General features: G+C 69.4%; 12 protein-coding genes and 1 tRNA gene. 7 read left to right on the top strand and 6 right to left on the bottom strand.

Features of this window, described 5'->3' with window-relative positions; genetic code table 11:
• Positions 1-10 precede the first annotated feature (10 nt).
• On the bottom strand, positions 11-460 hold the full coding sequence (locus tag IF47_RS0104170) for a hypothetical protein (RefSeq protein WP_031506713.1): 450 nt from the start codon (positions 458-460) through the stop codon (positions 11-13).
• Between the two features lie 380 nt (positions 461-840).
• Here IF47_RS0104170 and pyk point away from each other — a divergent pair, with 380 nt between their 5' ends.
• The gene (gene pyk / locus IF47_RS0104175) at positions 841-2,274 is read left to right on the top strand and encodes a pyruvate kinase (protein ID WP_031506714.1); all 1,434 of its coding nucleotides are present in this window, start codon (positions 841-843) and stop codon (positions 2,272-2,274) included.
• 103 nt (positions 2,275-2,377) lie between these two features.
• Here pyk and IF47_RS0104180 read toward each other — a convergent pair whose 3' ends face one another.
• Positions 2,378-3,166, bottom strand: coding sequence for a helix-turn-helix domain-containing protein (locus IF47_RS0104180; RefSeq protein WP_031506716.1), 789 nt, complete (start codon positions 3,164-3,166; stop codon positions 2,378-2,380).
• An 89-nt stretch (positions 3,167-3,255) separates the two neighbouring features.
• Positions 3,256-3,339 (bottom strand) — tRNA-Leu (locus tag IF47_RS0104185).
• A gap of 109 nt (positions 3,340-3,448) precedes the next feature.
• On the opposite strand from IF47_RS0104185, the gene IF47_RS0104190 reads away from it, so the two are divergent.
• The 6 genes from IF47_RS0104190 (at position 3,449) to IF47_RS0104220 (ending at position 9,881) form a co-directional block, all read left to right on the top strand.
• Positions 3,449-4,099 carry an ANTAR domain-containing response regulator gene (locus IF47_RS0104190; protein WP_106982483.1) on the top strand — a complete coding sequence of 217 codons (651 nt, stop codon included), beginning with the start codon at positions 3,449-3,451 and terminating at the stop codon, positions 4,097-4,099.
• A 455-nt stretch (positions 4,100-4,554) separates the two neighbouring features.
• The gene (locus tag IF47_RS0104200; RefSeq protein WP_031506720.1) at positions 4,555-5,718 is read left to right on the top strand and encodes a branched-chain amino acid ABC transporter substrate-binding protein; all 1,164 of its coding nucleotides are present in this window, start codon (positions 4,555-4,557) and stop codon (positions 5,716-5,718) included.
• Between the two features lie 173 nt (positions 5,719-5,891).
• Entirely contained in the window at positions 5,892-6,815 is a 924-nt protein-coding gene (locus tag IF47_RS0104205; RefSeq protein WP_031506722.1) for a branched-chain amino acid ABC transporter permease, read from the top strand.
• Complete coding sequence (locus IF47_RS0104210; protein WP_342667215.1) at positions 6,812-8,200, top strand: branched-chain amino acid ABC transporter permease; 1,389 nt, start codon at positions 6,812-6,814, stop codon at positions 8,198-8,200. The genes IF47_RS0104205 and IF47_RS0104210 overlap by 4 nt, the downstream gene beginning before the upstream one ends.
• Complete coding sequence (locus IF47_RS0104215; RefSeq protein WP_051716962.1) at positions 8,197-9,117, top strand: ABC transporter ATP-binding protein; 921 nt, start codon at positions 8,197-8,199, stop codon at positions 9,115-9,117. Before IF47_RS0104210 ends, IF47_RS0104215 begins: the two co-directional genes overlap by 4 nt.
• On the top strand, positions 9,114-9,881 hold the full coding sequence (locus tag IF47_RS0104220) for an ABC transporter ATP-binding protein (protein WP_031506727.1): 768 nt from the start codon (positions 9,114-9,116) through the stop codon (positions 9,879-9,881). The genes IF47_RS0104215 and IF47_RS0104220 overlap by 4 nt, the downstream gene beginning before the upstream one ends.
• 76 nt (positions 9,882-9,957) lie before the next feature.
• Here IF47_RS0104220 and IF47_RS0104225 read toward each other — a convergent pair whose 3' ends face one another.
• From IF47_RS0104225 to IF47_RS0104235, 3 genes are all read right to left on the bottom strand, one after another.
• Entirely contained in the window at positions 9,958-10,851 is an 894-nt protein-coding gene (locus tag IF47_RS0104225; RefSeq protein WP_245640990.1) for a trypsin-like serine protease, read from the bottom strand.
• A 108-nt stretch (positions 10,852-10,959) separates the two neighbouring features.
• Entirely contained in the window at positions 10,960-11,430 is a 471-nt protein-coding gene (locus IF47_RS0104230) for a PaaI family thioesterase (protein ID WP_031506729.1), read from the bottom strand.
• 75 nt (positions 11,431-11,505) lie between these two features.
• Positions 11,506-13,806 (bottom strand): FdhF/YdeP family oxidoreductase, encoded by a 2,301-nt coding sequence (locus tag IF47_RS0104235; RefSeq protein ID WP_031506731.1) that lies wholly within the window; start codon positions 13,804-13,806, stop codon positions 11,506-11,508.
• Position 13,807: the final 1 nt, after the last annotated feature.

A 13,807-nucleotide genomic window follows, 5' to 3' on the forward strand; every position in this document is an offset into this window, starting at 1 on the left:
ACTTCCCCACCTACTTGTAGTACCGCTCGATCTCGGACACCGACATGGCCGAGCCGTCGCGGTGTCGCATCTGTGCCTCGATCTCCTTGTCCTCCTTGGCGTAGGACTTCGCGCTGTAGTCGAGGTGGTTGGAGATGTGCGCGCAGGACTGCAGCAGCGTCTTGAGCTGGGATCCCCACATGTCGACGGTGAGGCCGAGCTCCTCGCCCAGGGTGAAGTTGCTCTTCTTGAGAGTGGAGGCGGCGGTGTCGCTGGACTCGCGAGCGGTGTCGCCGTCCTTCCGCAGACGGCCGAACAACTCGTACGCGTCATGACCGATCGCGCCCAGTTCGTCCTGGACGACCGACAGGTCCGACGTTCCGCCACCGCCACCCGGATCGGCCTTGTTCAACCGCGTCCGAGTGCCGTTCGCGTCCGAGGCCTTGGCCACCAGAGCGGCCCACTCCTCGTCGAATGACATGCGTCCCCCTTGCCGCAAACGGGCACTGAAAGTAACCGGATCATAACAGCGTGGAGCAAGGTGGGCCGATCCGTTCGGAGCCCTGGGGACACCCGGCATCCCGAGCGCGCCGGGCGCCGGACCACCGAAGTGAACCGCGCCGAGACGGCCGCCGTGCCCGCGCCCGTCGACCACCGTCGCGCTCCTCCGATGGATTCCGGCGAACGAGCCGAGGGGAAACGGCATTTCATCGACGAATATGCCGCCGGGACAGCCGGAAATGCTCATTCGAGCGCCTCCCCGCGCATTTTCAAGTTGTGAACGGCCCTATGGATAACGAGTGTTGAACAGTAGACCTCCCACAGTTCCCTACCCGTCGGTACGCCATAGGCTTCAATGTCATGCGCCGCGCGAAAATCGTCTGCACACTCGGGCCCGCCACCGACTCATACGAGCAGATCAAGACGCTCGTGGAAGCCGGAATGGACGTCGCCCGACTCAACCTCAGCCACGGCAGCCACGCCGAGCACGAGGAGCGCCACCGGCGAGTGCGCCAGGCGTCCGAAGCGACAGGCCGCAGCGTCGGAGTCCTCGCCGACCTTCAAGGCCCGAAAATCCGACTCGGGCGATTCCGCGAAGGCCCCGTACTCCTTGAACGCGGAGACGATTTCACCATCACCACCGAGGACGTCGAGGGCGACCGCGAACAGTGCGGCACCACCTACGAAGGCCTCGCCGACGACGTGTCCCCCGGAGAGACCATCCTCGTCGACGACGGCCGCGTCGCCCTGGAGGTCACCGCCGTCGACGGCCCCCGCGTCCGCACCAGGGTCACCGAAGGCGGCATGGTCTCCGACCACAAGGGACTCAACCTCCCCGGCGTCGCCGTCTCCGTACCAGCCCTCTCCGACAAGGACGTCGAGGACCTGCGCTGGGCGCTGCGCACGGGCGTGGACGTCATCGCCCTCTCCTTCGTCCGCAGCGGACGCGACATAGCCGACGTCCACCGCGTCATGAAGGAGGAGGGGCGCCACCTCCCCGTCATCGCCAAGATCGAGAAGCCCCAGGCGGTGGAGAATCTCCACGACATCGTCGCCGCGTTCGACGGCCTCATGGTCGCCCGCGGAGACCTCGGTGTCGAAATGCCCCTGGAGACCGTCCCGCTGGTGCAGAAACGCGCCGTCAAACTCGCCCGACGCAACGCCAAACCGGTCATCGTCGCCACCCAGATGCTCGACTCGATGATCGACTCCTCCCGCCCCACCCGCGCCGAGGCGTCCGACGTGGCCAACGCCGTCATGGACGGAACCGACGCCGTGATGCTCTCCGGGGAGACCAGCGTCGGCAAACACCCCGTGGAGACGGTCAAGACCATGGGGAAGATCGTCGCCGCCGCCGAGGAGGACATGCTCGCCAAGGGTCTCCCCCCACTCACCGAGGACGGCAAACCCCGCACCCAGGGCGGCGCCGTGGCCCGCGCCGCGGCCGAGATGGGCGACTTCCTCGGCGCCAAGTTCCTCGTGGCCTTCACCCAGTCCGGCGACACCGTCCGCCGGCTGTCCCGCTACCGCTCGCCCATCCCCGTCCTCGCCTTCACCCCGGACCCGTCCACCTGTGCCCAACTCAACCTCACCTGGGGCGTGGAGACTTTCCTCGGGCCCACCGTGCAGAGCACCGACGAGATGGTCCGGCAGGTCGACGAACAACTCCTGAGGATCGGGCGCTGCCAGAAGGGGGACAAGGTGATCATCACCGCGGGTTCCCCGCCCGGGGTCCCCGGCACCACCAACATGGTCCGCGTCCACCACATCGGGGAGAACCCCACCCTCCGGTGACCCCACCCCACAGGCCGGGAGCCCCGGTCGCCGCCTCGCGCCAGCGGTGACCGGGACTCCCCTCACGACCGCGCCCGCCCCGCGCACCGCGCCGCGACACCGCTCAGTGCTTGGGCCCGATGTGCGCGTCCATCAACGCCACGGACGCCCGACGGGCCACGGAGACGTCGCACACTCCTGTCCGGCGGCGAGCCGTTTTCCACTCCACGCCGACCCTGTCGAGGGCCTCCGTGTACACCCGCAGGATGTCCCGGGACTTGTTGGCGAAGAAGTACCGCGGGTACTCGTAACGCTTCCGTTCGCCTCCGACGGTTCGGACCGTCCAATTGGTGACACGGCAACCGTCGGCGTGAACGAGTCCTCGAATCAGCTCCCAAGGGTGTTCGTCGACGATCCTCTGTTGCCAGGACTCGAGTGCGATGCGTCGATTGTGCTTCTTTCCCGGTCCGTGCTGAGGGAAAAGGCACTCCAGATGTCGGGAATAGACCTTTACGTTACGACAACCGGTCTTGCGGACGCGGCACACGGAATTCCCGGGGAAGACCGCTCGCATCGCCGCTTCGCAGGCGTCGATCAACCCCGGCCAGTCCTCGGAGCAAGTGATCATGAGGTTGGGCACTCGGTGCCCCGAGTACCGGACGATGTGCCCGTCCCCCAGGTAGAGGCCGAGGAGATACGCGTAAGCGGCTTCGTCGAGTTCCCTGCCGTCGCATCGGGGGCAGGGCCGCTCCGGGCGCCCCGGAAGGTTCCCCCGCCGCGCGCGTTCCGTGTGCAACCAGTAGCCGACGGTCCCCTTGGGAACGTTCAGTCGGCGGGCCACCTCGGCATTCTTCACGCCTTCCTGGAGGAGGGCCAGCGCCTTCTCGCGAACCTTGATGCCATGAAACTCCATGACACTACCGTGCGTGGTCGCGCCTGCGCGGTAAGTGCAAATACGGACGATTCACGAGAACGTGAGAGTCCACTTACAGACGTGAAGAGTGCCGGGTGCGGGACTCGAACCCGCACGCCCTCTCGGGCAGATGTGTTTGAGACATCAGCGTCTGCCTGTTCCGCCAACCCGGCCAGGGTGCTGCTTCGTGAGTGTACCGGGTAACCGGCCGTGCCATCAGCTGGGTAGTCTCGGAAGTCCCATCTTGGCCGGAAGACGAGGAGCCCAGTGAGCACCGCGGACATCCCCGAGCCCATCAGCAGCGAGAACGGCGGCGACGCCGGTGAGCGGGCGCACGTCCCGCCGGAGACGACGAGGGTCGTCATCGCCGAGGACGAGGCGCTGATCCGGCTGGACCTCAAAGAGATGCTGGAGGAGGAGGGCTACACCGTCGTCGGGGAGGCGGGGGACGGGCAGACCGCCGTGGAGCTGGCCCGGAAGCACCGCCCCGACCTGGTGATCCTGGACGTGAAGATGCCCGTGCTGGACGGGATCTCGGCGGCCGAGAGGATCGCCGAGGAGGCCATCGCCCCGGTGCTGATGCTGACCGCGTTCTCACAGCGCGAACTGGTGGAGCGGGCGCGCGACGCGGGGGCGATGGCGTATCTGGTGAAGCCGTTCAGCAAGAGCGACGTGGTGCCGGCCATCGAGATGGCGGTGTCGCGGTTCAACGAGATGAAGGTGCTGTCGGAGGAGGTCGCCGACCTCACCCAGCGGCTGGAGACGCGGAAGCTGGTGGACAGGGCCAAAGGGCTGTTGCAGACGCAGTACGGACTGACCGAGCCGGCCGCGTTCCGGTGGATCCAGAAGACCTCGATGGATCGCAGGCTGTCGATGCGGCAGGTGGCGGAGGCCGTGATCCAGGACGCGGAGGAGAAGAAGCAGCAGGGGTGACGGCCGTGGCCCCGTGCCGTCGCACGTCGGCGGTGGCGGGTGTCCGGGGTGCGTGGCGAGGTCGTCGTCCGTGATGTGTCGCGAAAGGGGGACGGGGGCGCGGCGCTGTCGGTGGCCGCGTGTGTGGGGAGCGGCCGTGGGGGCGAGGGGGACGAGGTGGGGCGGCGTTTCGGGGCCCGCACGCTGCCGGAAGCGGGGAATCCGGCGAGGTGGTTTGCGTTTCAACTGGTCCGGCCTCTGATGATCTTTCCCTTTCTGTCCGCTGGCCGGTAAGGAGTGTTCTGTTTTCGGCGCATGGCGGAGGTCACAGGGAGATCACATCTGCCGCTCTCACCTGTCTGGTCAGCCCCCATGGCAATAGATTCCGGGCCACGCCGCACATGTGTACGTGCGGATCGCGTCGCCGGGACGGTACGGCGATCGTCGTGATCTGAGCGGGTTCCAGGGGGTTCCACGTGCTCAACAAGACCATCGTCAAGCTGGCCATTCCCATGGCCGTTGGCGCGCTCGCGCTCACCGGGTGTGGCGGCGGAGACAGCGGGAGCGGGGGCGACGTCTACAAGATCGCCTTCCAGGGCCCCCTCTCCGGTGACAACGTCCAGCTCGGCCAGAACATGGAGAACGGCATCCAGTTGGCCATCGAGCAGGCGAACGCCTCGGGCGACCTCGACTTCAAGATCGAGTACGTGCCGGCCGACGACCAGGGCCTGCCGGACAAGGCCACGGCCGCCGCGCAGAAGGCGATCGACGACACGGACGTCGTCGCGGTGATCGGTCCGGCGTTCTCGGGTCCGGCGGACACCGCCGCCGAGGTGTACGGGGCGGCGGGGCTGGCCGCGGTGTCGGCGTCGGCGACGCGTCCCGACCTGACCACCAAGGGGTACGAGACGTTCCTGCGGGCGGTGCCGAACGACAGCAGCCAGGGCGCCGGCATGGCGAAGTACCTGACGAGCAAGCTGAAGGTCGAGAAGGTCGTGGTGGTCGACGACAAGACCGACTACGGCATCGGCCTGGCGGACGTCGCCGAGAAGAGCCTGAAGGACGCCGGTGTGGACGTGGTGCGCCAGAGCGTTCCGCAGAAGACCCCGGACTACAGCGCCGCGGCGAAGAACGTCGTCAAGAACAAGCCGGACGCCCTGATCTACGCCGGCTACTACCAGGACGCGGGCCCGTTCGCGAAGAAGCTCAAGGAAGCGGGCTTCGACGGGGTGGCGATGTCGGATGACGGCACCAACGACCAGCAGTTCATCGAGCTGGCGGGCGACGCCTCGGACGGGTGGCTCCTGACCTGTGCGTGCACGGACGCCACCCAGGAGGAGGCGACGAAGAAGTTCGCCGCGGACTACGAGAAGAAGTACAAGCAGGCTCCGGGTACGTACTCGCCCGAGTCGTTCGACGTCACCAACATGATCATCGAGGAGATCAAGAAGCTCCACGAGGAAGGCGGTGTCGAGCGCCAGGCGCTGGTGGACGCCCTGCGCGGGGTGAAGTACAAGGGCCTGACGAAGGAGTTCTCCTTCGACGACAAGGGCGAGTTCACCAACCAGACCGTCTACCTGTACCAGGTCAAGGGCGACAGCATCGAGTACCAGGGCAGCGTCGACGATCTGGTGGGCTGAGCCGACTGACCTTCCGGCCGGTCGGCGCGGCGCCTCTCCCGCCGCGCCGACCGGTGTGACATCCGGCGGACCTCATCCCGTGAGCGCGGGTCCGTCTCCATGCTCCTCATGGCCGCCGCCCTCGATGCCGAACGCACGACTCGGCGGCGCATTCCCACAAGGAAGACAGTTCGATGTCCCTCAGTGAGTTCTGGGACTTCCTCGTCCTAGGGGTGGTGCTCGGCAGTCTCTATGCCGTCATCGCCATCGGCTACACGCTGGTCTACGGCGTGCTCCAGCTTCTGAACTTCGCGCACAGCGAAGTGTTCATGTTCGGCGGTTACGGCGGTCTTCTGGCCCTGACCGCCCTGATACCCGAGACGACGCCCTCGGGGATGAATTCGGTCCTCTACGTCGCGATCGGCATGTTGGCGGGCGCCGCGTTGGGCGGTGCGGTCGCCTTCGGTCTGGAGCGGGTGGCGTACCGGCCGCTGCGCAGACACAACGCGCCCCGTCTGGTGTTCCTGATCACCGCGATCGGCGCCTCGTTCTTCCTGTACAACCTGGCGGGCAAGCTGTTCGGCCGCAACGCGCTGCCGATGCCGGCGATGTACGAGAACGGGACGGCTCTGACCGTGTTCGGCGCGGAGTTGACCGTCACCCAGCTCCTGATCCTGGTGTCGGCGGTCGCGATGATGGTCCTCCTGGACTACGTGGTGAACCGCACGAAGATGGGGTCGGGCATCCGCGCGGTGGCCCAGGACCCCGAGGTCGCGGCGTTGATGGGCGTGGACATCGACAAGGTGGTGTCCCGGACGTTCGTGCTCGGCGGTCTGCTCGGCGGTGCGGCCGGTTTCCTGTTCGGCACCAACAGCCAGGTCTGGTACACGATGGGCTTCCTGCCGGGCATCACGGCGTTCGCCGCGGCGGTGCTGGGCGGCATCGGCAATGTGCGCGGTGCGATGCTCGGCGGTCTGGTGCTGGGCGTGGTGGAGACCATGACGGTGGGCCTGTGGGGTGACGACTGGCGTTACGTCGGTGCCTTCGTGGTGCTGGTGTTGGTGTTGATGGTCCGTCCGACCGGCATTCTCGGCGAGCGTCTGGGGAGGACGGCATGAGCATGAAGACCTCGACCCCGGCGGAGTCCTCGCGGAACGAGTCGATGGCGCCGTCGGCGGCGGCCAGGTTGCGGAAGGTGCACTGGTACCAGGAGCCGCGTTGGCGGCGGTTGGGCGCCCTGTTGGCGCTGGCGGTGACCTTCACGCTGATGACGGGCGAGGAGGGCACCACCCGGGACCTGTTCCTGGCGCTGCGGGAGGACTTCACCGGGCCCGGGCTGTGGCTCTGGGTGGGAATCGCGGTGCTCGTCTGGGTGGTGCGGGAGTTCCTCTCCGACCAGGCGAGCGGTGCGGCGAAGTGGACGAAGCGGACGGCCTCGGGGCCGTTCGCGGCGGTGCGCGAAGCGTGGGGTTCGAACGCTTCCCTGCGGGTCGGCGTGCTGCTGGCCGGGTTGGCGCTGGCGGTGTTCGGGCCGCTGGGGCTGGAGCGGTACTGGCAGCAGGTGTTGGTGGACCAGATCGCCATCTTCGTGCTGCTGACGATCGGTTTGAACGTGGTGATCGGCTGGGCCGGTCTGCTGGACCTGGGGTTCATCGCGTTCTTCGCCATCGGCGCGTACAGCGCGGCGTACTGGACGGGCGCGCTGCCGGTCCAGCCGCCGGTGGTGCTGAACAACTTCCTGGTGATACCGATCGCGGTGGCCACCTGTCTGGTGGCGGGGGTGCTGCTGGGCGCGCCGGTGCTGCGGTTGCGCGGTGACTACCTGGCGATCGTGACGCTCGGTTTCCACGAGATCGTCTACCTGATGGCGAAGAACGCCGAGAGCGTCACGGAGGGTGTGCGCGGTGTCAAGGTCGAGCGGTTCAGCATCGACCTGGGCTTCTTCTCCTACGAGTGGAAGCTGGACCCGATGCCGTACTACTGGGTGCTGATCGGGTTCACCGTGCTGGCGCTCTTCCTGTTCCTGCGGTTGGAGCACTCCAAGGTGGGCCGGGCCTGGACCGCGATCCGCGAGGACGAGGTGGCCGCGGCGGCCACGGGCGTCAACACGGTGCGGTACAAGCTGATGGCGTTCGCGATCGGCGCGTCGACCTCCGGCGTGGCGGGGGTGGCGTACGCGAGCAAGGTCGGGTATTTCAACCCGGAGAACTTCGCGATCCTGCTGTCGATCCTGGTGCTGGCCTATGTCGTCTTCGGCGGCATGGGGTCGATCCCCGGGGTGATCTTCGGTGCCGCGTTCCTGGTGTGGCTGCCGGAGGCCCTGCGGGAGTGGGTGGACCCGAAGGACCGCTACATGTACCTGGGGGCCTTGCTCGTCGTCATGATGATCTACCGGCCGCAGGGCGTGCTGCCCTCCCGTCGCCGCAAGCGCGAGCTGGAGATGGCGGAGGCGGGGATCGGCGGAGCCGACGCGACCGGCCCGGCGGAAGGCAGGCAGCAGTGACCACCGAGGTGACGAAGACGGGTCGGGTGCCGGCGGACGGTGCCGGGCCGGGGGACCTGGTGCTGGAGACGTCGGGCGTGACGCTGCGGTTCGGCGGTCTGACCAGTCTGGACAACGTCGAGCTGCGGATGCGGCGCGGTGAGGTCCTGGCGGTGATCGGGCCCAACGGCGCGGGCAAGACGTCGCTGTTCAACTCGCTGACGGGGGCGTACGTCCCGCAGGAGGGGAAGATCCTCTTCCGTCCGCGGGCCGGCGGCGAGCACTCGTTGCTGGGGGCCAAGCCGCATGTGGTGAGCCGGCTGGGGTTGGCACGCACCTTCCAGAACATTCGGCTGTTCGGCGCGTTGACGGCGTTGGAGAACGTCAAGATCGCGGCGGAGACGCGGTTGAAGGCGGGTCCGGTGTCGATCATGTTGGGGCTGCCGAACGCGCGGAAGGCGGAGCGGGCCAGTGACCGTCGGGCGCACGAGGTGCTGTCGTTCGTCGGCCTGTTGGACAAGGCCAACGAGCTGGCGGGGGCGCTGAGCTACGGCGATCAGCGGCGGCTGGAGATCGCGCGGGCGCTGGCGACCGATCCGGAGGTGCTGCTGCTGGACGAGCCGGCGGCGGGCACCAACCCGACGGAGAAGCTGGAGCTCGAGGAGCTGATCCGGCGGATCAACACCGAGTCGGGTGTGAGTGTGCTGTTGATCGAGCACGACATGCGGCTGGTGATGTCGGTGGCGGACCGGGTGATGGTGCTCAACTTCGGCAAGAAGATCGCCGAGGGGTCTCCGTCGGAGGTGCAGCAGGACCCGGCGGTGATCGAGGCGTACCTGGGCGCCGTGACCGAGGAGGACGAGGCCGCGGTGGCGGAGGTGGTCGCCGAGGCGGACTCGGGCGGGCCGAAGGCGCGGGACACGGAGGAGCGCGAGTGAGCGGCACCACGCAGTCGAGGAAGGCGCCGGAGCGCGGCGAGTCCACCTCCCCGGTGGTGCTCGAACTCCGTGATCTGCACGTGTTCTACGGTGCGATCGAGGCGCTGAAGGGCATCAACCTGACGGTCCGTCGGGGTGAGGTCGTCGCCCTGCTGGGCGCCAACGGCGCGGGGAAGTCGACCACGCTGCGCACCGCGTCGGGGATGATCGCCCCGCGCGAGGGCCAGGTGTTGCTCCACGGGGAGCGGGTGGACGGCATCAAGTCGCACGACCTGGTGCGGTTCGGCATCGGTCACGTTCCCGAGGGGCGTGGGGTCTTCCCGCGGATGACGGTCCGGGAGAACCTCCAGATGGGGGCGTACCGGTTCAAGTCCGTGGACAAGGACGACCTGGATCGGGTGTTCACGCTGTTCCCGCGGTTGGGGGAGCGCAAGAGCCAGCTCGGTGGGACGCTCTCCGGCGGTGAGCAGCAGATGCTGGCGATCGGTCGCGCGCTGATGGGCAAGCCGGAGGTCCTGCTGCTGGACGAGCCGTCGATGGGCCTGGCGCCGCTGATCGTGCAGCAGATCTTCGAGATCATCAAGGAGATCAACGAGCAGGGCACCACGGTGCTGCTGGTGGAGCAGAACGCCTCGCAGGCGCTCCGGATGGCGGACCGCGGGTATGTGCTGGAGACGGGGTCGGTGGCGATGGAGGGCGGAGCGGCCGAGTTGCTGTCCGACCCCCGGGTCCGGGCGGCCTATCTGGGCGAGGGGGCCGCGTAGCGGCGTTTTCCCGATTCCACACGCGACGGTGCCGCAGCGGCCGGGGAGCCGCTGCGGCACCGCGTCGTCCCGCCTGTCAGGGCAGGTCGGTGTAGGGGGAGAGGAAGGCGCGGGCGCCGGGAGTGTCGAGGCGGTAGGCGACGTTCGTGGCGTAGCAGGGGGCGTCGCCGGTGATGGTGGTGCCGGCCAGCACGCGCTTGCCGTCGAGCTCGGCGAAGTTGGGGCCGCCGGAGTCGCCGTAGCAGGCGCCGCCGTTGCCCCGGGCGCCGATCATGGACACCCGCACCCACGTCTTGTCGAGGGCGTTGAAGCCGGTGGGCGCCTTCATGCGCACGCCGCCGCCGGGGTGGGTGTGGCCGCCGGGGCCGCGTTGGGCCTCCTGGGTGCCGTAGCCGACGACGGTGAGGCCGGTGCCGTTCGGCGCGGCCGGGCTCAGGGCCTCGAGTTGCCCGGCGGTGGGCAGGGTGGCCGGGGTGAAGTCCCAGCGCCGTGCCATCTCGCCGGCGGGGAGTTCGACGACCGAGATGTCGTGGGTGTCGGAGGAGGGGCCGGGGTAGGCCGGGTGGTTGTGTTCGGTGCCCTCGACGGCGACGGCCGCGGCGACGGCGGCCGGGGCGCCCGGGTGCTCCTCGGCAGCCGCGTCGAGGGCGGCCTGCACGTCCTGCTCCAGGGAGACGTGGAAGCGGGTGCCGGCCGGCCAGTCGGTGGTGCAGTGGGCGGCGGTGAGGAAGGTATCGCGGTCGATCATCGTCCCGGAGCAGACCCAGTCGACCCGGTCGGGGGTGGCGGGGTCCTCGTCGTGGTCGTGGGTGACGACCAGTGCCCCGACCTCGGTCCGTTCGGGAGCGGGTTCGGAGTTGTAGGAGCTGATCGCCGTGGCGGGGACCGCGGCGGCCAGTGCGAGAGCGGCCGCGGCCGTGGCGACGGCCGCGGTGCGCTTCCGGGTGGGTGTCAGGCGTATGGCCCGCAAGATCGGTGCCCTTTCGGTGCGGCCGCCCCGGTGGCGGCCCGGGCCGGTATTCAAGCGCACCCGTGGGGCCGTGGAGAACCCTCGTGGCGGGGGTTCCCGCGCGGAGGATCAGTTGTAGGCGCCTTCGGGGGCGTCGCGCAGCAGGCAGGTGAGGCGGGCGGAGCACACGCGGCGGCCCTGCTCGTCGGTGACGGCGATCTCGTAGGTGGTGGTGGACCGGCCCAGGTGGAGCGGGGTGGCGGTGCCGGTGACCACCCCGGAGCGCAGCCCGCGGTGGTGGGTGCAGTTGAGGTCCACGCCGACGGCGATCTTGCTCGGTCCGCCGTGGAGCATGGCGCCGACGGAGCCGAGGGTCTCGGCCAGCACGGCGGAGGCGCCGCCGTGGAGCAGCCCGTAGGGCTGGGTGTTGCCCTCGACGGGGAGGGTGCCGACGACCTTTTGGGGCGAGGCCTCCACGATGGTCAGCCCCATGCGTTCGCCCAGGTGCCCGGCGGAGAACAGGGAGGGCAGGTCGACGCCGAGCCCGGCCCACTGGTCGATGATCTCCTGGGGGAACGTGGTGGTGGTCGGCTCGCCCATGGGCTCACGGCTCCGATCGTCGTTCCGGTGCGGGAGTGCCGCCTCCGGCGGGTGATGGATGTGCTCTACACCGTCTTACTTACCAGAGGCCGGGCGAGGTCCTTCGGTCGGTGTGAGGCGGATCACCACGGACTTGGAGGCGGGGGTGTTGCTGACCGCGTCGGTGGCGTCGAGGGGCACCAGGACGTTGGTCTCGGGGAAGTAGGCGGCGGCGCACCCGCGGGCGGTGGGGTAGTGGACGACGCGGAAACCGGGCGCGGTGCGCTCGCGGCCGTCCTCCCACTCGCTGGTGAGGTCGGCGTACGAGCCGTCGGGCAGGCCCAGTCCGGCGGCGTCGTCGGGGTGGACGAACACCACGCGGCGGCCTCCCTCGATGCCTCGGTAGCGGTCGTCGAGGCCGTGGATGGTGGTGTTGTACTGGTCGTGGGAGCGCAGGGTCTGCAGCAGCAGGCGGCCGGGCGGCACGCGGGGCCACTCCAGGGGCGCGGCGGTGAAGTTGGCCTTCCCGGTGGCGGTGGGGAAGCGGCGTTCGTCGCGCGGGGCGTGGGGGAGCGCGAAGCCGCCGGGGTGGGCGACGCGGGCGTTGAAGTCCTCGAAACCGGGGACGACGCGGGCGATGCGGTCGCGGATCGCGGCGTAGTCGGCCTCGAACTCCTCCCAGGGGACGGGGTGGTCGGCGCCCAGGACACGGCGGGCCAGCCGGCAGACGATGGCGGGTTCCGACAGCAGGTGGTCGCTCGCCGGGGCCAGGCGTCCGCGCGAGGCGTGGACGATGCCCATGGAGTCCTCGACGGTGACGAACTGCTCCCCGCTCGCCTGGACGTCGCGCTCGGTGCGGCCGAGGGTGGGCAGGATCAGGGCGCGGGCGCCGGTGACGCAGTGGGAGCGGTTGAGCTTGGTGGACACGTGCACCGTCAGTCGGGCGCGGCGCATCGCGGCCTCGGTCACCTCGGTGTCGGGGGAGGCGGCGACGAAGTTGCCGCCCATGGCGAAGAACACCTTCGCCTTCCCGTCGCGCAGGGCGCGGATGGCGTTCACGACGTCCAGGCCGTGCTCGCGCGGCATGGGGACGCCGAACTCCTTCTCCAAAGCGTCCAGCAGGGCCGCGGCGGGCTTCTCGACGATGCCCATGGTGCGGTCGCCCTGGACGTTGCTGTGGCCGCGCACCGGGCAGACCCCGGCGCCGGGGCGGCCCACGGCGCCGCGCAGCAGCAGGAGGTTGACGATCTCGCGGATGGTGGGCACGGCGTGCCGGTGCTGGGTCAGGCCCATGGCCCAGCACACGACGGTGCGCTCGGAGGCGAGGACCAGCTCGGCGGCGCGGTCGATGTCGGCCGGGTCCAGCCCGGTGGCGCGCAGCACCTCGTCGGGGTCGACGGCGCGCGCCGCGGCGGCGAACTCCTCGAAGCCGTGGGTGTGTTCGCGGACGAAGTCCTCGTCCACCCCGCCCTCGGCCGCCAGGACGCGGCGGCACAGCTCGCGGAAGAGCGCTTGGTCGCCGCCGAGGCGGATCTGGAGGAACAGGTCGGTCAACCGGGTGCCGCCGCCGGTCAGACCGCGCAGGCTCTGCGGGTTGTCGAACCGTTCCAGGCCCGCCTCGGGCAGTGGGTTGACGGTGATGATCCGCGCCCCGCCCTTCTTGGCCTTCTCCAGGGCGGAGAGCATCCGCGGGTGGTTGGTGCCCGGGTTCTGTCCGGCGACGATGATCAGGTCGGCGCGGTGGAGGTCCTCCAGCAGCACGCTGCCCTTGCCGACGCCGAGGGTCTCGGTCAGCGCCGCGCCGGAGGACTCGTGGCAGAGGTTGGAGCAGTCGGGCAGGTTGTTGGTGCCGAAGGAGCGGGCGAAGAGCTGGTAGAGGAACGCGGCCTCGTTGCTCGTGCGGCCGGAGGTGTAGAAGAGGGCCTCGTCGGGGGAGTCGAGGGCGCGCAGTTCCTCGGCGACGATGTCGAGGGCCCGCTCCCAGTCGATCGGCTCGTAGTGGTCGGAGCCCTCCGCCAGGTACATCGGCCGGGTGAGCCGCCCCTGCTGCCCCAGCCAGTACCCCGAGCGGCGGGCCAGCTCGGAGACGGGGTGCTCGGCGAAGAAGGCGGGGGTGACGCGCCGCAGGGTGGCCTCGTCGGCGACGGCCTTGGCGCCGTTCTCGCAGAACTCCGCGGTGTGTCGCCGCTTCGGATCGGGCCAGGCGCAGCCGGGGCAGTCGAAGCCGTCCGCCTGGTTGACCCGCAGCAGGGTCAGCGCGGTGCGTCGCGTTCCCATCTGCCGCTGCGCCACGCGCAGCGAGTGGGCGACGGCGGGCAGCCCCGCGGCGGAGCGCCGCGGGGCGCTGGTCCGGGGGGCGTCCTGGACGGGATCGACCTGGGGCGGCTTGCGCTTCATG

This window comes from Streptomyces megasporus (assembly GCF_000718985.1).
Classification (GTDB): domain Bacteria; phylum Actinomycetota; class Actinomycetes; order Streptomycetales; family Streptomycetaceae; genus Streptomyces; species Streptomyces megasporus.

Coding starts and splice junctions, on each gene's coding strand:
- pyk (WP_031506714.1), top strand. CDS start 841: ATGCGCCGCGCGAAAATCGTCTGCACACTCGGGCCCGCCACCGACTCA.
- IF47_RS0104170 (WP_031506713.1), bottom strand. CDS start 460: ATGTCATTCGACGAGGAGTGGGCCGCTCTGGTGGCCAAGGCCTCGGAC.
- IF47_RS0104205 (WP_031506722.1), top strand. CDS start 5,892: ATGTCCCTCAGTGAGTTCTGGGACTTCCTCGTCCTAGGGGTGGTGCTC.
- IF47_RS0104235 (WP_031506731.1), bottom strand. CDS start 13,806: ATGAAGCGCAAGCCGCCCCAGGTCGATCCCGTCCAGGACGCCCCCCGG.
- IF47_RS0104230 (WP_031506729.1), bottom strand. CDS start 11,430: ATGGGCGAGCCGACCACCACCACGTTCCCCCAGGAGATCATCGACCAG.
- IF47_RS0104180 (WP_031506716.1), bottom strand. CDS start 3,166: ATGGAGTTTCATGGCATCAAGGTTCGCGAGAAGGCGCTGGCCCTCCTC.
- IF47_RS0104210 (WP_342667215.1), top strand. CDS start 6,812: ATGAGCATGAAGACCTCGACCCCGGCGGAGTCCTCGCGGAACGAGTCG.